17 protein-coding genes are annotated in these 18,625 nt (G+C 66.9%); 2 read left to right on the top strand and 15 right to left on the bottom strand.

The window, feature by feature from the left end:
- Positions 1-230: 230 nt before the first annotated feature.
- The 5 genes from BMZ97_RS10290 to BMZ97_RS10270 form a co-directional block, all read right to left on the bottom strand.
- Positions 231-1,163: a 3,5-dioxohexanoate:acetyl-CoA acetone transferase gene (locus BMZ97_RS10290; protein WP_092168056.1), complete on the bottom strand. Its 933-nt coding sequence runs from the start codon at positions 1,161-1,163 to the stop codon at positions 231-233.
- Positions 1,164-1,205: 42 nt separating this feature from the next.
- Complete coding sequence (locus BMZ97_RS10285; RefSeq protein ID WP_092168053.1) at positions 1,206-2,147, bottom strand: 3-hydroxyacyl-CoA dehydrogenase; 942 nt, start codon at positions 2,145-2,147, stop codon at positions 1,206-1,208.
- A 238-nt stretch (positions 2,148-2,385) separates the two neighbouring features.
- The gene (locus BMZ97_RS10280) at positions 2,386-4,911 is read right to left on the bottom strand and encodes a branched-chain amino acid ABC transporter ATP-binding protein/permease (protein ID WP_092168050.1); all 2,526 of its coding nucleotides are present in this window, start codon (positions 4,909-4,911) and stop codon (positions 2,386-2,388) included.
- 8 nt (positions 4,912-4,919) lie between these two features.
- Complete coding sequence (locus BMZ97_RS10275) at positions 4,920-5,795, bottom strand: branched-chain amino acid ABC transporter permease (RefSeq protein WP_092168047.1); 876 nt, start codon at positions 5,793-5,795, stop codon at positions 4,920-4,922.
- Positions 5,796-5,958: 163 nt separating this feature from the next.
- Entirely contained in the window at positions 5,959-7,224 is a 1,266-nt protein-coding gene (locus BMZ97_RS10270; RefSeq protein WP_092168045.1) for an ABC transporter substrate-binding protein, read from the bottom strand.
- 118 nt (positions 7,225-7,342) lie between these two features.
- Between BMZ97_RS10270 and BMZ97_RS10265 the strand changes: the two genes are divergently transcribed.
- On the top strand, positions 7,343-8,122 hold the full coding sequence (locus BMZ97_RS10265; RefSeq protein WP_348272105.1) for a GntR family transcriptional regulator: 780 nt from the start codon (positions 7,343-7,345) through the stop codon (positions 8,120-8,122).
- 126 nt (positions 8,123-8,248) lie between these two features.
- Positions 8,249-9,025, top strand: a complete 777-nt coding sequence (locus BMZ97_RS10260) for an SDR family oxidoreductase (protein ID WP_092168042.1) — start codon at positions 8,249-8,251, stop codon at positions 9,023-9,025.
- A 19-nt stretch (positions 9,026-9,044) separates the two neighbouring features.
- Here the strand turns inward: BMZ97_RS10260 and hisE are convergent, their stop codons facing one another.
- From hisE to proB, 10 genes are all read right to left on the bottom strand, one after another.
- Entirely contained in the window at positions 9,045-9,395 is a 351-nt protein-coding gene (hisE, locus tag BMZ97_RS10255; RefSeq protein ID WP_092168040.1) for a phosphoribosyl-ATP diphosphatase, read from the bottom strand.
- A gap of 331 nt (positions 9,396-9,726) precedes the next feature.
- On the bottom strand, positions 9,727-10,236 hold the full coding sequence (locus tag BMZ97_RS10250) for an RNA pyrophosphohydrolase (RefSeq protein ID WP_092168037.1): 510 nt from the start codon (positions 10,234-10,236) through the stop codon (positions 9,727-9,729).
- Complete coding sequence (locus tag BMZ97_RS10245; protein ID WP_092168034.1) at positions 10,233-11,447, bottom strand: divergent polysaccharide deacetylase family protein; 1,215 nt, start codon at positions 11,445-11,447, stop codon at positions 10,233-10,235. Before BMZ97_RS10245 ends, BMZ97_RS10250 begins: the two co-directional genes overlap by 4 nt.
- Before the next feature lie 171 nt (positions 11,448-11,618).
- Positions 11,619-12,962, bottom strand: a complete 1,344-nt coding sequence (locus BMZ97_RS10240; protein WP_092168945.1) for a S41 family peptidase — start codon at positions 12,960-12,962, stop codon at positions 11,619-11,621.
- Positions 12,962-14,326, bottom strand: a complete 1,365-nt coding sequence (locus tag BMZ97_RS10235) for a murein hydrolase activator EnvC family protein (RefSeq protein ID WP_092168032.1) — start codon at positions 14,324-14,326, stop codon at positions 12,962-12,964. Before BMZ97_RS10235 ends, BMZ97_RS10240 begins: the two co-directional genes overlap by 1 nt.
- 59 nt (positions 14,327-14,385) lie before the next feature.
- Positions 14,386-14,865 carry a 23S rRNA (pseudouridine(1915)-N(3))-methyltransferase RlmH gene (rlmH, locus tag BMZ97_RS10230; RefSeq protein ID WP_092168029.1) on the bottom strand — a complete coding sequence of 160 codons (480 nt, stop codon included), beginning with the start codon at positions 14,863-14,865 and terminating at the stop codon, positions 14,386-14,388.
- Between the two features lie 75 nt (positions 14,866-14,940).
- Positions 14,941-15,297: a ribosome silencing factor gene (gene rsfS / locus BMZ97_RS10225; protein WP_244546325.1), complete on the bottom strand. Its 357-nt coding sequence runs from the start codon at positions 15,295-15,297 to the stop codon at positions 14,941-14,943.
- Positions 15,298-15,421: 124 nt separating this feature from the next.
- Positions 15,422-16,051, bottom strand: a complete 630-nt coding sequence (locus BMZ97_RS10220; protein ID WP_092168026.1) for a nicotinate-nucleotide adenylyltransferase — start codon at positions 16,049-16,051, stop codon at positions 15,422-15,424.
- Positions 16,048-17,289 carry a glutamate-5-semialdehyde dehydrogenase gene (locus BMZ97_RS10215; protein WP_092168942.1) on the bottom strand — a complete coding sequence of 414 codons (1,242 nt, stop codon included), beginning with the start codon at positions 17,287-17,289 and terminating at the stop codon, positions 16,048-16,050. Before BMZ97_RS10215 ends, BMZ97_RS10220 begins: the two co-directional genes overlap by 4 nt.
- Before the next feature lie 101 nt (positions 17,290-17,390).
- Positions 17,391-18,515, bottom strand: coding sequence for a glutamate 5-kinase (proB, locus tag BMZ97_RS10210; protein WP_092168024.1), 1,125 nt, complete (start codon positions 18,513-18,515; stop codon positions 17,391-17,393).
- Positions 18,516-18,625: the final 110 nt, after the last annotated feature.

Raw genomic sequence — 18,625 nt, 5'->3', positions numbered from 1 at the left:
CGTGCCGACCCGATGGCGCGGAGATAGCCGCTCTCGTTCGTCTTGGCAACCCTGAAATGATGCGCCGGCCAAGCTGATGTGGATGGCCGGCGGAAACAGCGGCTTGCCCGCTTGTGGAAGCGGTGAGCGAGCAGCGGCGATAAGAGCCAGTTTCGATTTTGCGCCTTCGCGTCGGGCCGCTTGCGGCGCCGTTTGGCTCTGCAAGCACGGAACCGGGCTGTCAGAGCGCGTCAGAAATTGACCTTGTCGGCGCCCTTGAGCTGCAGCTCCTTGCGGGCATCCTCGGGCGTCGCGACCTCGAGGCCGAGGCCTTCGATGATCATGCGGGCTGCTCGGACCTGGTCGGCGTTGGATTTCGCCAGCTGCCCCGGCCCGAGCCAGAGCGAATCCTCCAGGCCGACGCGCAGGTTTCCACCCATCGAGACCGCCATCGCCGCGATCGGCAATTGGTGGCGGCCGGCGCCGAGCACCGACCAGTGATACTGGTCGCCGAAGAGCCGGTCGGCCGTGCGCTTCATATGGATGACGTCCTCGGGATGGGGACCGATGCCGCCGAGGATGCCGAAGACCGACTGGACGAAGAAGGGCGGCTTGACCAGGCCTTTGTCGACGAAATGCGCCAGCGTGTAGAGATGGCCGATATCGTAGCACTCGATCTCGAAACGCGTGCCGTTCTGCGCGCAGGTGGTCAGGATGTTCTCGATGTCCTGGAAGGTGTTCTTGAAGATGCGGTCCTTCGAGCCTTCGAGATAGGGCCGCTCCCAATCATGCTTGAAGTCCTTGAAGCGGTTCAGCATCGGGTAGAGGCCGAAATTCATCGAGCCCATATTCAGCGAGGCGACCTCGGGCTTGAAATAGGCGCAAGGACCGAGCCGCTCCTCGATGCCCATGGTCGGCGCGCCGCCGGTCGTGATGTTGATGACGGCGTTCGAGCGCTGCTTGATGACTTTCAGGAAGGGCTCGAAGGCTGCCGGCGACTGGTCGGGCTGGCCGGTCACGGGGTTGCGGGCATGGAGATGGACCAGCGCCGCACCGGCCTCGGTCGCACCGACCGCCGCGTCGATGATCTCGTCGGCCGTCACCGGCAGATAGGGCGACATGGAGGGGGTGTGGATCGCGCCGGTGACCGCGCAGGTGATGATGACTTTGCGGTTCTTCGCCATGGCGATTCGTCCTTTCGGGCTTGGGGGCGATCTTTGATGATCTCAGGAGGGTTTGCGCATGGAGGCGCGCTTATGCGCCTGCAGAGCTGCCAGGCGCGTGTCGCGCCAATCGCTCAGGCGCTTGACGCGTTCGGACGATTGCGTGCCGGGCCATTCGCGCATGACCTCGGCGACGATGTCCTCCCCGAAGGGATTGCCGAGGCCTTCGGATGATTTGACCATGCGGTTCAGGGATGCGGCATAGCGGGCGCAATAATCTGGAATGCCGCCGGGCGCATTGAGCTCGATCGTCTCGAACGGCCCCATGAAGGACCAGCGCAGGCCGAGCCCGTCGCGGATCGTCTTGTCGACATCCTCGGCGCTCGCCACGCCCTCGCCGACGAGGCGGAAGGCTTCCGCCAGCAGCACGGCCTGGAGGCGGTTCAGGACGAAGCCGGGTTTTTCCTTGCGCAGCGTGATCGGCACCTGGCCGGCCTGCTCATAGAGCGCCTTGGCGCGAGCGACGACCGCAGGATCGGTCCAGGGCGCGGGTGCGAGCTCGACGATGGGCACGAGATGGGGCGGGTTGACCGGATGGGCGACGAGGCAGCGGGCGCGGCCTGGGAGGTTCTCGCTGAAGACGGACGCCATGATGAAGGAGGTCGAGGAGGCGAGTATGGTCGAGGGCGCCGCGAGCCCGTCCATCTCGGCGAAGAGCGCCTGCTTGGCCTCGACGGTCTCCGGTCCGTTCTCCTGGACGAGCTCGGCGCCGGCCAGCGCGTCAGCGAGACCGGTGGCGACGCGAAGGCGGGCGGCCGAGCCCGTGGGATCGTCGACGAGGCCATGGCTGGCAAGTTCCTCGAGATTGGTCGCGATATGGGCGCGGGCCGCCTCGGCCGCACCCGGCGCAACGTCATGCAGCGCGACCTCGAAACCGTGGCTGGCGAAGACTGTGGCCCAGGCGCGTCCGATCAGGCCGGAGCCGACGATGGCGATCTTTGTCATGCGGGAGCGTCTCGATCGATGTGGTTGGGCGCGGGGAACCCCTCTCCTGGAAGGAGAGGGGCAGGGGTGAGGTGTTCGGGAGGGGAATCGTTGGCTTGAACCCGGCTGCGCGGTGAGCACTCGCGGAACTGGTCGAATGGCCTACACCTCACCCTGCCCTCTCCTTCCAGGAGAGGGTTCCCCGCGCCTAGGTTGTCAGCCGGACCGCCACGGGACCAGCGGGCTGCGTTCATGCTCATCACAGCCACAACACCTGCCGGCGCAGCGCCAGATCCTGGCTCAGCGCACGCGAGGGGCCGGTGTGGACGACCGCGCCGCGCTCCAGCACGACGGTGCGGTCGGACAGCGCCAAAGCGAGATCGAGATGATGGTCGACGATCACGATCGCGATCTCCTGTCTCAGCTTGTCGAAGGCCTCGAACAATTCCTCGACGACGGCCGGCGCCAGGCCCTCGAAGGGCTCGTCGAGCAGCAGCACGCGGGTGTCGCCGGAGAGCGCGCGCGCGACCGCCACCATCTGCTGTTCGCCGCCCGAGAGATAATCGGCCGGGGAATGCCAGCGCTGCTTGATGCGCGGGAAGAAGGCGAAGATTTTGTCGTCGTCCCAATGCGAACCATTGCCGGTCAGGCGTTTGAGCCGGCCGAGTTCCATATTGTCCTTGACGCTCATGCCGGCAAAAAGCCCGCGTCCTTGCGGCACATAGGCGATGCCGGCGCGCGCGATCACGGCTGGCGGCTGCCTGGCGATGTCGGTGCCTGCGAGCGTGATCGTGCCGGCCGCGGGCGGGGCGATGCCGGTGATGGTCTTGAGCAGGGTCGATTTGCCGGCACCGTTGCGGCCGAGCAAGGCGACGATCTCGTTCTCATGCACCTCGAGACCGACCTGCCGCAGGATATGACTCTTGCCGTAATAGGTGTCGACGCCGTCGAGCCCGAGCAGCACGGCCTCGCGCGCGGCGCTCTCGCGCGGCTTTTCGGCGAGCGCATGCGCGCCCGAGCCGATATAGACCTCCTGCACGCGCGGTGATGAACGCGCATCTTCGACCGTGCCATCGACCAGCACGGAGCCCTCATTCATCACCGTGACATGGTCGGCGATGGCGAAGACGCGGTCGATATCGTGCTCGACCAGCAGCACGGGCAAATCGGTCGAGATCGACTTGATCAGATTGCCGACGCGCTCGCGTTCAGCGGCGGCGAGGCCGGCCAGGGGCTCGTCGAGCAGCAGCACGCGCGGCTTGGTCGCGAGCGCCAGCGACATGTCGAGCAGGCGCTGGCCGCCATAGCTCAGCGAGCCTGCTTCCGCGCTCTCGATGCCGCGCAGGCCCATGGTGTCGATGACCTGGCTGGTCTCGTCATTGACCTGCGCCAGTGAGGAGGAGGCGCGCCAGAGCGCGAAGCGTTCGGCCGAGCGCGCCTGCACGGCAAGCCGGACATTCTCCGCGACCGTGAGCGTCGGGAACAGGTTGGTGATCTGGAAGGCGCGCCCGATGCCGGCCTGGGTGATCGCCTCCGGCGAGAGCCCGGCGATCTGGCGCTCGCGCAGCCGGACCTCGCCACGATCGGGCTTGAACAGGCCCGAGATCAGGTTGAAGGCCGTGGTCTTGCCGGCGCCGTTGGGGCCGATCAGCGCATGCAGGCGGCGGTCCTGCATCGTGATGTTGACGCCCTCGACGGCCTTGATGCCGCCGAAGCTCTTGGCGAGGCCGGTTGCGCGCAGGATCGGCCCATCGACGCTGTCGACAGGTTTCATGAAGGCCGGAAGCGTCACCGCGCCGGCCTGGCGGGCCGACATCGCCGCGTCGCCATCAAGCTGCTTGCGGAAGGGGCGCAGCAGGCGCTCTCCGACGCCAACGAGACCGGTCGGGGAGAAGACGATGAAGGCGACGAAGAGCAGGCCGAACCAGAACAGCCAGTTCTCGGTCGCGCTCGAGAGATAGTCGCGGAAGATGACGAAGAAGAGCGCGCCTAGCGCCGGCCCGAGGAAGGAGCGCATGCCGCCGATGACGACCATGGCCAGCAATTCACCGGAGAAGGCGACCGAGATCGGGTCGGCCGAGGTCATGCGGTTGTTGAACAGCAGGAGCGAGCCGGCAAGCCCGGTCAGCCCGGCCGAGAGCGTGAAGGCCGCAAGCTTGTAGCGGTCGGTCGCATAGCCGAGGAAGCGGGCTCGCTGCTCGTTTTCGCGGATCGCGACCAGCACGGTGCCGACCGGCGAGCGCTGGAAGCGCCAGAGCGCGAAGACCACCGCCATGCCGATGGTGGCGACGAGCATGTAGAAGGGCAGCGCCGCCTCGAAATCGATGCCGAGGAAGAGCGGGCGCTTGATACCGCCCAGGCCATCCTCGCCGCCGGTCACCGCCGTCCAGCGAAAGGCGACGGAATAGGTCATGGCGGCAAGCGCCAGCGTCAGCAGCGAGAAATACACGCCCTTGCGACGCAGGATCAGCGCCCCGAAGGCGAAGGCGATGAGCGCCACAAAGGCGACCGCGAGCAGGATGGGCAAGGCGAACTGGCCGGGGAACCAGTTGCGCTGCACCAGTCCTGCGGCATAGGCGGCAAGCCCGAACCAGGCACCATGGCCGAAGGAGACGAGCCCGGTCGTGCCGACCAGGATGTTCAGCGCCATGCAGGCGATGGCGAAGACGACGATCTCGGTTGCCGAGGTGGTGCCGAGCCCTATCGCATGCATCAGGGAGGGCAAGGCGAGGAGGCCCGCGGCCGCGATCAGGAGCGGCGCATAGTCGTGCCGGGAGGGTGTCATGGCGTCCCTCACTCGAAGCGCTGGATGCGTTCGCCGAACAGGCCGCGGGGCCTGAACAGCAGAACGAGCAGCATCATCAGATAGATCACGGCGGTCGACCATTGCGTGTAGCCGAGCCCGATGGTGATGCCCTTGACCAGGCCGACCATCAGCGCCGCCACCACGACGCCCCAGAAAGAACCCAAGCCGCCGATGACGACGACGACGAAGGCCGGCGTGATGATCTCCTGGCCCATGGCTGGATGGATCGAATAGATCGGCGCCAGCAAGACGCCGGCGAGCCCCGCAAGCCCGATGCCGAGGCCGGCGACCGCGACCATATAGGGCTGCAGCGAGATGCCGAGCGCGCCGACCATGTCGGGGTTCTGCACGCCGGCGCGCACGACGCGGCCAAAGGCGGTGCGCTGGAGCAGGAACCAGAGGGCAAGCACGCAGGCTGCCGCAATCAGCAGCAGCAAGGCGCGATAGCGCGAATAGATGAACTCGCCGAGGAAGATCTGGCCGCGCAATGCCGCGGGAATCGAGAAGGAGAGCGGCGGCGCGCCGAAAATCATGCGCAGCGACTGCTCCGCCACCATGGCGAGCCCGAAGGTCAGGAGCAGGGAGAGGATCGGGTCCGAGCGGTAGAAGCGCTGGAACAGGCCGCGCTCGACGACGATGCCGATCAGCGCCACCAGCAGCGGCGAGGCGATGATTGCGCCGCCGAAGCCGATATGGGGGGCGAGCACGATCGTGAGATAGGCGCCGATGGCGTAGAAGGCGCCATGGGCCAGGTTGACGATGCCGCCGAGCGAGAAGATCAGCGACAGGCCGAGCGCGATCAGGAGGTAATAGACCCCGTCGAGCAGCCCGTTCAGTACCTGCTGGATGAAGAGGGTGAGCAAGGGTTGACCTTTGCAGTTTCGTTCAATCTACCGCGCCGTCATCCCGGGCGACCGAAGGGAGACCCGGGATCCATGCCGGAACGCTTCAGGCATGGATCCCGGATCGGCGCGGCCTTGCCGCTTGTCCGGGACGACGGCGCGATTTGGCAAAGACGGAGCGTTCTCAGCTCATCCTGCAGACGGCCTCGTCGCCCTGGGTGGCGATGACCTCGATATCCTCGTTCGGGCCGGGAACCGGCGGCGATGAGGTGAAGAGGTCCCACTGGTTCTTCACCTGCGCTGCCGGCAGAGCGGTGATCGTGTACATCTCGCTCATGAGCTGGTGGTCGGAAGCGCGGAAATAGCCGGGCCGCGTCTTCATCACGTCGAATTTCGCGCCCTTCTCCCAATATTCGAGGATCTTTGCGGTGTCCGTGCTCTTCAGCTCGTTCATCGACTGGGCCATGATCTTCACGGCCATGTAGTCGCCCCAGGCCTGGTTCTCCGGCGGCTTGCCGTATTTCTTGGTGAAGGCCGCGACGAACTTCTTGCTCTCAGGCGTGTCGATCAGGTGATGCCAGACGCAGGGCCAGACGCCGCCGAAATTGTCCTTGCCCGCGGCCCAAGCAAGCGCCGTGTCGAAGCCGAATCCGGCGACCGGGAACGTCAGCCCGAACTCGGAATACTGCTTCAGGAAATTGGTGATCTGGTTGCCGGCGAGGTTGGAGATCACCAGGTCGGGCTTGGCGGCGCGGATCTCGATCAGCATGGCCGAGAAGTCGGTCGCGTCGGTCGGCACCAGCTTGTCGGCGGCGAACTGGCCGCCATTGGCCTCCATGAAGCGCTTGGCGACTTTGAGCAGGTCATGGCCGAAGGCGTAGTCGGCGGTCAGCGAGAACCACTTCTTGCCCTTGACCAGCCCCTGCGCCATCAGCGAGCGGCCGCAGCTCTTCACATACATCGAGTTCTGGTGCTCGACATGGAACATGTAGCGGTTGCAGCTTTCGCCGCGCAGCGCGTCGGAATTGCCGCCGGTGTTGACGAAGAGCGTCTTGTTGCGGGCGGCGACCTGCGAGATCGTCAGGCAGGAGGCCGAGGAAATCTCGCCGAGAATGCAGGCGACCTTGTCGCGCTCGATCATGCGCTCGGCCTTGGTCGAGGCGGTCTGCGGATTGACCGAATCCTCCTTCAGCGCCTCGAGCTTGCGACCGTTGACGCCGCCTGCCGCATTGATCTCCTCGACGGCGAGATCAACCGCCATCACGCCGTACTCTCCGAGCGGGCCGAGGAAGCCGGTGCGCGGGGTCAGATGCCCGTAGCGGATGGCGTCGGGCGTCTGCGCCAGGATCAGCGAGGGGCTGGCGATCAGCCCGGTGGCTGCACCCGCACTGATGCCGACCAACGCCTGACGGCGCGAGACGCGGAATTTCGATGGCTGTCGATCTGTCATTGGCGTTCCTCCCAGAACGGTTCCGCGCTTTGCGCTGGATTGTCGACCCGTGGTCTTTTTGAGTTCGCGGTCTTGTCGCCGCTTGTCGTGATCTGTGATCACAGTTAGGTTGGCAGACATGATTGGCCGTGTCCAGCCCTCACCCGTTCCTGCCGCCGCCGCGGTCGACGAAGCGCCCGGCGCGGCGGGGATGCCGCGCGATCCCTGGGCGCTGGAGGAGGTCGGCGTGCTGGCCCGCGAGACCCTGGGCGAGCGGGTCACCGCCGAATTACGCGCGCTCCTGGTCGCAGGTCGGCTCGCGCCGGGTGAGAAATTGTCGCTGCGCCGTGTCGCCGAGGCGCTCGGCGTCTCGATGATGCCGGTGCGCGAGGCGGTGAGCCGGCTCGCCGCGGATGGAGCGCTCGAGGTGCTGCCGGGGCGGGCGGTGCGCGTACCGGTGCTGACGCTGGCGCAGTTTCGGGAGCTGACGCGATTGCGGCTGGTCGTCGAGGGCTTCGCCGCCGAGGAGGCGGCGCGCAAGGCGACGCCGGATCAGCTCGCCCGGATCGCGGCGCATGAGGCCGCCTTCCGGCAGGCCGCAAGCGCCGAGGCGCCAGACTCGGCCGGTGCTGTCGCCGCCAATCGCGACCTGCATTTCGCACTCTACGAGGCGGCGGGCATGCCGAGCCTGGTCGAGATGATCGAGCGGCTCTGGCTCAAGGCCGGGCCGATCCTCAATCTCGACATGCGTCACGAGCCGCGCCGGCTCAAGGGCGGCCGCGCCATGCAGGAGCACGAGAAGCTGCTCACGGCCCTACGGCGCGGCGATGCCTCGGCGGCGCGGGCGGCGCTGGAAGCCGACATCGGCGCGGCAGCGGCACATATCGAACAGACAGGGCAGCTCAAGGAATCGGATTGATCGGTTCCACGAGAGTGTTTTCGAGCGAAGTGGATACCGGTTCCCTCGCGACAAACGCGAAGCGTTTGCGCGGAGAAAACGCGTCAAAACAAAGGGCTAGAGCCCGCAGCACAGGGAGAGAGCGTCATGGATTTGCAGATCGAGGGTTTGCGCGTGCTCGTCACCGCCGGCGCGGGCGGCATCGGGCGTGCGACGGCGCGCGCCTTCGCTGCCGAGGGGGCGAAGGTGCATATCTGCGACGTCGATCGTGATGCGCTGGCCGCGATGGCGCAAAGCGACCCGGCGATCACGCAATCGGTCTGCGACGTCTCGGACCGCAAGGCCGTGGGCGGGCTGTTCGGGGAGGCGCTGGCGGCGTTGGGCGGGCTCGACTGCCTGGTCAACAATGCCGGCATCGCCGGCCCGACGGGCCGTGTCGACGAGATCGATCCGGCGGATTGGGACGCTTGCGTCGCCATCGACCTGACCGGCCAGTTCAACTGCACACGGCTTGCGGTGGAGCATCTCAAGCAATCCACCAACGCCAGCATCGTCAACCTGTCGAGCCAGGCGGGAAAGCACGGCTTTCCCTTGCGCTCGCCCTATGCGGCGGCGAAATGGGGCGTGATCGGCTTCACCAAGGCGCTGGCCGCTGAACTCGGTGAGTTCGGCATCAGGGCGAACGCCATTTGCCCGGGGTTGGTCGACGGTGCGCGCATCCAGAGCGTCATTGCCAACAAGGCGCGCAGCATGAATATCTCGCATGACGAGATGGCGGCGCGGCTCTTTGCCGGCGTCTCGATCAAGCGCTTCGTCGACCCGAACGACATCGCCAAGCAGATCGTCTTCCTGGCCTCGCCCTTCGGCAAGACGATCTCGGGCCAGGAGGTGTCGGTCTGCGGGGATACGCGGATGCTGAGCTGATGGAGAGGGAGGCCCGCCGTCAGCCCGCGTCGATCGGCTGGGCGAGCTTGATCGGGCGGCCCTTGGGCAGCTTCTCGGCGATGCCGTAAAGCTGCTCGCGGCGGTCGATCTCGCGCCAGACATCGTCGGGCGCGATGCCGATCTCGCTCCAGAGCACCACCAGATTATAGATCAGATCGGCGCTTTCGAGGATCGTGCGGCGGCGATCGCCCTGAACGGCTTCGAGCCCGACCTCGACGGCCTCCTCGGCGACCTTCTTGGCCATTTTCGGCATGCCTTCGCCGAGCAGCTTGGCGGTGCGCGAAAAGGCGGGATCGCGCGAACGTGCTGCGAGGACGGCGGCGTGCAATCTGCTGACCGAATCAACCATTCCTAGAGCGTCACCCCGCCGCATGAGGGTTTCATGACAGCCATGTCGGGTCGGTCCGACGGGCGAATCATTCGTCGGCTCAATTTAACGCGGATATGCCCAAGGGGAAGGAGAATTGGCGGGGATTGCGCTGGCGGCGCAGCCGTTACAGCATCGGTCCGATGCTGTAACTCTTTGAGTTTGCATCGACTTCTTCCGAAACCCGGATTCCACTTTTCGGACCGATGCTCTAGAGCGTTTTCGAGCGAAGTGGACACCGGTTCGCGTGAAGAAAGCGTGTTAAAACAAGGGGCTAGGGCATTTCTGCGATTCGGAGAAACGCGGAAATGCTCTAAGGTTTGGCGAAAGGCGCAAACAATGTCGCGACCTGGAGATAGACCTCGCGCTTGAAGGGGATGATCAAGGCAGGCGTCCGCTCCAGCTTCTCCCAGCGCCAGGCATCGAACTCGGCCTTGTGGCCACCGGCGGGGGTGAGCGTGTTGATCTCGTCATCAGGGCCGTCGAGGCGGAAAGCGAACCATTTCTGTGCCTGGCCGCGCCAGCGCCCCCGCCAGGCCTCCTTGCCGATATCGACAGGCAGGTCGTAGCTGAGCCAGCCGGGCGCCTCAGCGAGCAGGGTCGCGGAGGTGACGTTGGTCTCCTCCTGCAGCTCGCGCCTCGCCGCCTGGAGCGGCGTCTCGCCCGCATCGATGCCGCCTTGCGGCATCTGCCATTCATGGCCTTCCGCGACATGCTCGCGCAGGCTGCGATTGGCGCGTCGGCCGATGAAGACGAGGCCCTGCCCATTGAACAGCGCGAGGCCGACGCAGGGACGATAGCCCTTGGGCGGGGAAGCGATCATCGCAGAGAGCCTGTCGAGGACGGGTTTCGAAAGCCGCGCGCCGCGCTGACCGGCACGACGAGGATGCCCTTGGCCTCGAGCGATTGGGCCCAGCGCGCAATCCGCTCGATCGAGACGGGCAGGGCGCTCGCCGAGGCGATGACGATGCCCTGCTCGCGCGCCAGTGCTTCCAGCATGGCGAGTTCCTTGTCGATCGCGTCGGCCCGGGCGACCGTGTCGATGACGCGATCGACCTTCATCGCCGGGATTTGGGCGCGCGCGGCCGAGGTCGCGAGCAGGCTGCGCGAGGAGGAGCCGTCATCGACGACGATGAGTCCGCGCCCGGAGATCTCGCGCAGGATCGGCGAGAGCGCAGCGTCGTCCGCGGTCAGGCGCCCGCCGAGGAAATTGACGATGCCGACATAGCCGGTGAAGCGCCCAAGCACCCATTGCAGCCGGTCGATATTCTCAGCCGCCTTCGGGCCGGTCAGCAGGGTTTGTGGGCCAGGGTCGTTGTCGGGATAGTCGAACGGCTCCATCGGCACCTGGAGGAAGACCTCATGGCCCTCGCCGCGCGCGCGCTGGACCGTGCGCTCCAGCTCCGGACCATAGGGTGCGAAGGCCAGGGACACTGTGCCCGGCAATTTGGCGATGGCGTCGGCGGTGCCGCTCTGGCTGATGCCGAGGCCGCCGACGAGGAGGGCGATCCGCCCTGCCGGTTTGGTCGCGGGCTGCGGTCCGAGCGGGCGAGCATAGATCTGGGCGGGCGTCGCGCCATCAGGGCCGATCTTCGGCAGCAGGCCGTGGCGCGTGCGCTCGACCAGCCGGCTGTCGGGGGAGGGGGCGAGCTTGATCGTCGCGGCGCTGTCGGGAATGGTGATGACGATCGAGCCAGGCGCCTCCGCGCCCGCACCGGGGCGCACCACGGTCACGCCGGCTTCGGTTTCAAGCTGGCTGGCACTGGCCTGGGTCCGGAGTTCCGGGGTGGAGGCCGCCGGCGTTGGCGATGTCGCCTGCGATTGGGGGCTACGCTTTTCGATCAGCGCTGTCGCCATCGGTTCGCCGCCATCGGGATCGCGGCGCGTCGCGACGAGGAAGAGGAGGGCGGCGATCGCAAGGCCGACGGCGCCGCTTGCGCTCAGGGCAAGCCAAAGGCCCCATGGTTTGCCATGAGGCGTGGGGCGATTCTGGCCGAGCGGCCGATTGAGCTCGGTGAGCGGCGTTCCGGCCAAGGGCAGCCGTCCTCAGCTAAGAGAGCAAAGACCTGAAGCAAGCATGCTGGTTCCCGAGAGCGGGTCCGGTTCCCGGCAGCACGATCGCGCGGCCCGAATCAACGGCCCGCGCGTCTAGTCTTGTCGTGTGGCGAGCCGCGCGTCGAGTGCCGGGCGGCGCGTCTCCCGTGCTCAGTTCGGCTTCGGCGCCTCGGGGGCGGGCGTCGGCGCAGGCGCGGCGGCGTCCTTCTTGACGCCACGCAGCAGGTCGAGCGCCGCGATCAGCTGCGTGTCCTTCAACGGATCGTTGGGCACGTAGGAGGCCGAGCCGGACTGTTCTTCCTTGCCGTCGACCGTCTTGAGATGGCCCTTGAGCGAGGCTTCGCCCTTGCTCTCGCCGAGCTTGTCCTTGAGCTCGGCCGGGATCTCCTGCGCGACCTCGACATCGGGCGTGATGCCCTTGGCCTGGATCGAGTTGCCGGACGGGGTGTAGTAGCGCGCCGTGGTCAGGCGCAGGCCGCCATTGGCGCCGAGCGGGATCACGGTCTGGACCGAGCCCTTGCCGAAGGAGCGCGTGCCCATGATGGTCGCGCGCTTGTGGTCCTGCAGCGCGCCGGCGACGATCTCGGCCGCTGAGGCGGAGGAGCCGTTGATCAGCACCACGACGGGCTTGCCCTTGGTCAGGTCGCCGCCGGGCTTGGCGTTGAAGACCTGCGTTTCCTCGGCGTTGCGGCCGCGCGTCGAGACGATCTTGCCGCGCTCGAGGAAGGCGTTGGAGACCAGCACAGACTGGTCGAGACGGCCACCGCGATTATTGCGGAGGTCGATGACGTAGCCCTTGATCTTGTCCTTGCCGATCTCGGCGTTGACCTTCTCGATGCCTTTGCGCAGGCCCTCATAGGTCTGTTCGCTGAAGGTGCCGATGCGGATATAGCCGACGTCGCTCTCGACGCGCTCCTCGACCGCCGGCACCACGATGGTGGTGCGGGTCAGGGTGAATTCGAGCGGATCGAGCTTGCCCGGGCGCTCGATCTTGAGCTTGACCTGGGTGTTGATGATGCCGCGCATCTTCTCGACGGCTTGGGTCAGGCTCAGGCCCTTGACCTCGTCGCCGTCGATCTGGCGGATGATGTCGTTGGAGAGGATGCCGGCCTTCGAGGCGGGCGTGTCGCGGATTGGCTTGGCGACCTTGAGGACGCCGTCCTCCATCGTCACCTCGATGCCGAGCCCGCCGAACTGGCCGCGCATGTCGGTGTCCATGTCGCGGAAGCTCTTGGCGTCGAGATAGCCCGAATGCGGATCGAGCGAGGAGACCATGCCGTTGATGGCGGCCTCGATCAGCTTCTGTTCATCCGGCTTCTCGACATAATCGGTGCGGATCTTCTCGAAGATGTCACCGAACAGATTGAGACTGCGATAGACCTCGGCGGAGGCCGCGACCGCGCTGGTCGAGGTGAACAGCTTTGTCTGGGTGACCAGACCGGTCAGGCCGGCGCCCATGACCGCACCGGCGAAAACGAGGGAAACCTTGCGCATCATCCGCGAACCTTTTCGCCTTGCGGTTTCGTCCACCACGGCGTCGGATCGACCGAAACGCCGTCTTTTCTGAACTCAATATAAAGAACCGGTTGTCCGGTCCCAGAACCTACGATCGTCGCGGCAGCTTCCGACGTTTCGCCCATCACCGCAACCGGTTCCCCCGCGAGGACGAACTGATTCAGCGATACGTCGATGCGCTGCATTCCGGCCAGCAATAGATAGTACCCCCCGCCGGCATTCAGGATCAAGAGTTGCCCGAAGGAGCGGAAGGGACCCGCATAAACCACCCAAGCGTCTGAAGGCGCCGAAACTAGGGCATTGGGGCGCGTACTCACAGATATTCCACGCGTCGTGCCGCCTGCGCCGTCACTTTCTCCGAAACCACGCAATTGTGATCCAGCCGCTGGCAGGGGAAGCAAGCCCCGTGCCTCGGCGAAGGCGATCTTGGGCGCGAGCCGTGCGGGGTCCTTGAAGGCGAGCGCGGCCATGCGCTGGCGCTGCTCGCGGGTTTCCGATTCGAGGGCCTGGCGGGCGGTCTCGGCGGCGCGATTGGCCGTCGAGATCTCTTTTTCCATGCGTTCGACAAAATCGCGCAGGGAGCGCGCCTGCGCCGCGAGCTCGCCACCGAGGCTGCGCTGCTCCTCGACGTCGCGGGCGGCGCCCGTTTCACGCTCGCGCCTAGCCTCGATCAGCGAGGCCAGGCGCTGACGTTCCGTCGCCAGGCCTTCGAGCTCGGTGGTGATGGCCTTGCGGTCTCCGGTGATGTTCTCGCGCAGGCGCACCAGTTCGCCGAGATCCGAACCCAGGATCTCGATCTCCTGGCGCAGATCGGGCACGACCGCGCCCAGCAGCATCGAGGCCCGCACCGCTTCCAGAATATCCTCGGGGCGCACCAGCACCGCCGGCGGCGGGCGTCGGCCGATGCGCTGCAGCGCGGCCAGCACTTCAGAGATCAAGCCGCGTCGGCCTTCAAGCGAACGCCGGATCGCCGCTTCGCTGGATTGCAGCAGGCCGAGCCTGTCCTCGATCGCGCCGATGCGCCGCTCGACGCCCTGGGTGCGCTGGGTCGCCTCGAGCAGGGCCTTGTTGAGGGCGGCGCGGTCGGCGCGGATGCCGGCGATCTCCGCCTCCAGCTTGCTGCGCGCCTCGGCATTGCCGGCCAGGCGTTGCTCGATCGCCTTGAGCTCGGCCTCGCGGGCCTGTTTCTCGGCCTGCTTGGCCTGGGCCTCGCGGGTCAATTGCTCGGGGTCGGGGGATTGGGCGGCGGCAGGGAGCGCGGCGATGAACAGGGCCAGTGACAGGGCAGCGAAGGCTTTGCGGGCCTGTCCGCAGGATGTGCGGAAGCCTTTATCCGACGGCATGCCGCGATGCCATGAGCGGGCCGGGCAGCGCCATCCGCGAATCAAGGTCCGGAATAGTCTCATGCGCGATGATAAGGGTGTCCGGCGATGATCGTCATGGCTCTGTAGAGCTGTTCGAGCGCCAGCGCGCGCACGATCTGGTGGGGGATGGTCAAGGCCCCGAACGCGATCGTCAGATCAGCCCGGTCGCGGATCTCGTCGCTGAGCCCGTCTGCGCCGCCGATGACGAGGCTGGCGGCCGCCGTACCTGCATCGCGCGCGGTGGCTATCCTGGCCGCGAAGGCGTCGCTGGTCAGGCTGCGGCCGCGCTCGTCGAGCGCGATCAGCAGTCCAGGTGCAAGTTTGGCGGTGATGGCCTGGGCCTCGTCGCGCTTGCGTTCGTCGGGCCGGCGGCCGCGGCTCTCGGCGAGCTCGACGATCTCGGGGCCTGACAAGCCCAGCCCGCGCCCGAGCGCCAGCGCGCGCTCGCGATAGCGCTCGCACAACTCACGTTCCGGCCCGTCCTTGAGCCGGCCTATGGCGATGATGGCGAGGCGCAACGGCGCGCGTCTCTCGTTCCGGAAAGTTGGAACAGAATGCGAAAACCGGTTCCCGCTTTTCGCATTCTGCGTTGGTCAGCTGACGAGGCGCTCGTTGGGCCTGTCGGCGCCCCACATCTTCTCGAGATTGTAGAACTGGCGCACTTCCGGGCGGAAGACGTGGACGATGATGTCGCCCGTGTCGATCAGCACCCAGTCGCAGGCCGGCATGCCCTCGACCTTGGGCGTGGGCAGGCCCGACGCCTTGAGGGCTTCGACCAGGCTGTCGGCGATGGAGGCGACATGACGGTTCACCCGGCCCGACGCGATGATCATCGCATCAGCCAGTGAGGTCTTGCCGACCAGGTCGATGACCGTGACGTCTTCGGCCTTCATCTCTTCGAGAACATGCAATGCGAGGGCTACGCTGTCGGCGGATGGGTTTTCCGACACAGCGGCCTGGGGAAGCGGCTTGGGCTCGGCTTCACCAAGGGTTGAACGGTTCAGTTCCGTATCCTCTCGATCACGACGCGCTCACAGCGCGACGTGATCAAATTACGCTCAGCGAGGCCAAAATTCAATCGGATTCGGCCTGTTCGCGTAATTGCGTGGAGGAGAGACCGGAGCGGCGGCCGTGCAGGAAGATCCAGGCGGGGGGCTTCGCATCGGCGAGCGCGGCACCCTGGCTTTCCGAAATCCGCCAGCGCGAGAGCCAGTTAGCGGCTGGCGAGGCGACGGAGCTATGGGTCGAGCCCGGTCGGTCGATGATCGCGATCGGCATCATCCGGGCGATCGCGCGCCACTCGTTCCAGCGATGGAAGCTGGCGAGATTGTCCGAGCCCATCAGCCAGACGAAGTGGACGCCGGGGCAGCGCAGCTTCAGCGCGCGCAGCGTGTCGGCGGTGTAGCGGGTGCGCAGCCGCGCCTCGATCCCGGTGACATGGATGTGGGCATGGTCGGCGATCTGGCGCCCGAAGGCGACGCGCTGTGCCAAAGGCGGCAGGGCGGCGTTGTCCTTGAGCGGGTTGCCGGGCGTCACCAGCCACCAGACGCGGTCGAGCTGGAGCCGGCGCAGCGCGGTCAGGCTCGCCATGCGATGGCCGTCATGGGCCGGGTTGAAGCTCCCGCCGAACAGGCCTATGCGCAGGCCCGGCGCATGGGGCGGCAGCCGCAGGTGATCGCTGCTCAAGGCAAGATTCTGCGTCACGAACGAATCTGGCCGTCGCCATGGACACGGTATTTGAACGAGCAGAGCTGCTCGACGCCGACCGGCCCGCGCGCATGCATGCGCCCCGTCGCGATGCCGATCTCGGCGCCGAAGCCGAATTCGCCGCCATCGGCGAACTGCGTCGAGGCATTGTGCAGCACGATCGCCGAATCGACCTCGGCGAGGAAGCGCTGGGCGGCCTGCGCGTCGTTGGCGATGATCGCCTCGGTATGGTGCGAGCCGTAGCGCTCGATATGCTCGATCGCGGCGTCGAGCCCTGCGACAAGCTTCACCGCGATGATGCGGTCGAGGAATTCCGTCGCCCAATCCTGCTCGGTCGCGGGGGTGACGCGGGGGTCGAGCACTTGCGTCGCGGCGTCGCCGCGCACGGCGCAGCCAGCGTCGAGCAGGGCGCTCACCAGCGGGGCGAGATGCGTCGCGGCACAGGCCTCGTCGACCAGCAGGGTCTCGGCTGCGCCGCAGACGCCGGTGCGGCGCAGCTTGGCGTTGAGGGTGATGTCGCGGGCCATGGCAAGATCGGCGCTGGCATGGACATAGACATGGCAGTTGCCGTCGAGATGGGCGAAGACCGGCACGCGAGCGTCGCTCTGGACGCGGGCGACGAGGCTCTTGCCGCCGCGCGGCACGACCACATCGACATGGCCGTCGAGGCCTTTGAGGATTTCGCCGACCGCCGCGCGGTCGCGGGTAGGCACGAGCTGGATCGCGTCGGCCGGCAAGCCCGCCACTTCCAGTCCCTGGCGCAGGGCGGCAGCGATCGCAGACGAGGTGCGGAAACTGTCGGAGCCGGCACGCAGGATCGCGGCGTTGCCGCTCTTCAGGCAGAGCGCGCCGGCATCGGCTGTGACATTGGGGCGGCTCTCGAAGATCACCGCGATGACGCCGAGCGGCGTCGCGACACGCTCGAAGCGCAAGCCGTTGGGCTGCGTCCAGCTCGCCAGCACGCGGCCGACCGGGTCAGGCAGGGCGGCTACGGACGCGACAGCTTCGGCCACGCCGTCGAGGCGAGGCTGGTCGAGCAGCAGCCGATCGATGAAGGCGGCGTTCTGGCCATTGGCCTTGGCGTCGGCGATATCGAGCGCGTTCGCAGCGAGGATATCCGTGGCGCCTGTGCGCAGGGCATCTGCCATCGCGATGAGCGCGGCATCGCGCTTTGCCGCCGAGGCGAGCGCGACGAGGCGGGCCGCGGCGCGTGCGCGCGTGCCGAGATCGCCCATCAGCGCCGCGACATCGCCGCGCTCCTTGTCGGAAGAGACCACGCGCAGGGCGCTCTCGCTCGTCATGACCGGCCTATCCAAACCCTTTATGCCTTCAGACCTTAGCCGACGCCCAGCGCCATGTCGTCCCGGTGGATCATCTCGGCGCGGCCGGGATAGCCCAGCACGGCTTCGATGTCGCGCGAGGCCTTGCCCAGCACCAGCGCCGCCTCGTTTGCATCATAAGCGACGAGCCCGCGTCCCAGCACCGCACCTTGCGGATCGCGGATCAGCACGGCGTCGCCGCGCGCGAAATCGCCCTCGATCCGGCTGACGCCGACCGGCAGCAGGCTCGCCCCGCCGCGCAGCGCCCGCGCCGCGCCCTCGTCGACATGGAGTGCGCCGCGCGGTTCGAGCGAGCCGGCGATCCAGGTTTTCCGCGCGGTTGCGGGGGTGGAGGCGGTCAGGAACCAGGTGCAGCGCGCGCCATCGGCGATGGCACCGAGCGGGTTCTTCCCCCGCCCGTCGGCGATCAGCATATGCGTGCCGCCGGCGGCTGCGATCTTGCCGGCCTCGATCTTGGTGCGCATGCCGCCGCGCGAGAGCTCGGAAGCGGCGCCGCCCGCCATGGCGTCGATCTGCGGCGTGATGCGCTCGACCAGTGGGATATGGCGCGCGCCGGGATCGCTGAGGGGAGGGGCGGTATAGAGACCGTCGATATCGGAGAACAGCACCAGCAGGTCGGCGCCGGCCATGGTCGCGACGCGGGCGGCGAGCCGGTCATTGTCGCCATAGCGGATCTCGGCGGTGGCGACGGTGTCGTTCTCGTTGATCACGGGGATCGCACGCAGATCGAGCAGGCGGCCCAGCGTCGCGCGTGCATTGAGATAGCGCCGGCGCTCCTCGGTGTCGGCAAGCGTCAGCAGGATCTGGCCGGCGGTGAGGCCGTGATGGCCGAGCGCCTCGGCCCAGGTCCGGGCGAGCGCGATCTGGCCGACGGCGGCGGCAGCCTGGCTTTCCTCCAGCCGTAATGGGCCCGAGGGCAGGCCGAGCACGGTCCGCCCGAGTGCGATCGCGCCCGAGGAGACGACGAGCACGTCGGCGCCGCGCTGGTGCAGATCGGCAAGGTCCTCGGCGAGCGCGGCGAGCCAGGCCTGGCGCAAACGGCCGCGCGCCCGGTCGACGAGCAGGCTGGAGCCGACCTTGACGACGATGCGGCGGAACTGGTTCAGTGACGGCGTCTTCACGGCTGCGACCGGTTTGAACTTTCAGGACTTGTTGAACTTACAAGACTTGCGGCTTTGGCTGTTGGCGAAAACGGCGCACTTGTAAAGCGCTGCCAGTAGCGGCGCGGCCA

This window comes from Allobosea sp. OK403, from assembly GCF_900113835.1.
In the GTDB taxonomy this organism is placed as follows: Bacteria; Pseudomonadota; Alphaproteobacteria; order Rhizobiales; family Beijerinckiaceae; genus Allobosea.
This window is presented reverse-complemented; position numbering and strand designations above follow the sequence as displayed.

Bases quoted from the DNA above. Each gene is read 5' to 3' on its own strand.
- BMZ97_RS10215 (WP_092168942.1), bottom strand. From the start codon at position 17,289: ATGGGCGATCTCGGCACGCGCGCACGCGCCGCGGCCCGCCTCGTCGCG.
- BMZ97_RS10285 (WP_092168053.1), bottom strand. From the start codon at position 2,147: ATGACAAAGATCGCCATCGTCGGCTCCGGCCTGATCGGACGCGCCTGG.
- BMZ97_RS10240 (WP_092168945.1), bottom strand. From the start codon at position 12,962: ATGCGCAAGGTTTCCCTCGTTTTCGCCGGTGCGGTCATGGGCGCCGGC.
- BMZ97_RS10270 (WP_092168045.1), bottom strand. From the start codon at position 7,224: ATGACAGATCGACAGCCATCGAAATTCCGCGTCTCGCGCCGTCAGGCG.
- BMZ97_RS10235 (WP_092168032.1), bottom strand. From the start codon at position 14,326: ATGCCGTCGGATAAAGGCTTCCGCACATCCTGCGGACAGGCCCGCAAA.
- BMZ97_RS10260 (WP_092168042.1), top strand. From the start codon at position 8,249: ATGGATTTGCAGATCGAGGGTTTGCGCGTGCTCGTCACCGCCGGCGCG.
- BMZ97_RS10280 (WP_092168050.1), bottom strand. From the start codon at position 4,911: ATGACACCCTCCCGGCACGACTATGCGCCGCTCCTGATCGCGGCCGCG.
- BMZ97_RS10265 (WP_348272105.1), top strand. From the start codon at position 7,343: ATGATTGGCCGTGTCCAGCCCTCACCCGTTCCTGCCGCCGCCGCGGTC.
- BMZ97_RS10250 (WP_092168037.1), bottom strand. From the start codon at position 10,236: ATGATCGCTTCCCCGCCCAAGGGCTATCGTCCCTGCGTCGGCCTCGCG.
- hisE (WP_092168040.1), bottom strand. From the start codon at position 9,395: ATGGTTGATTCGGTCAGCAGATTGCACGCCGCCGTCCTCGCAGCACGT.
- BMZ97_RS10290 (WP_092168056.1), bottom strand. From the start codon at position 1,163: ATGGCGAAGAACCGCAAAGTCATCATCACCTGCGCGGTCACCGGCGCG.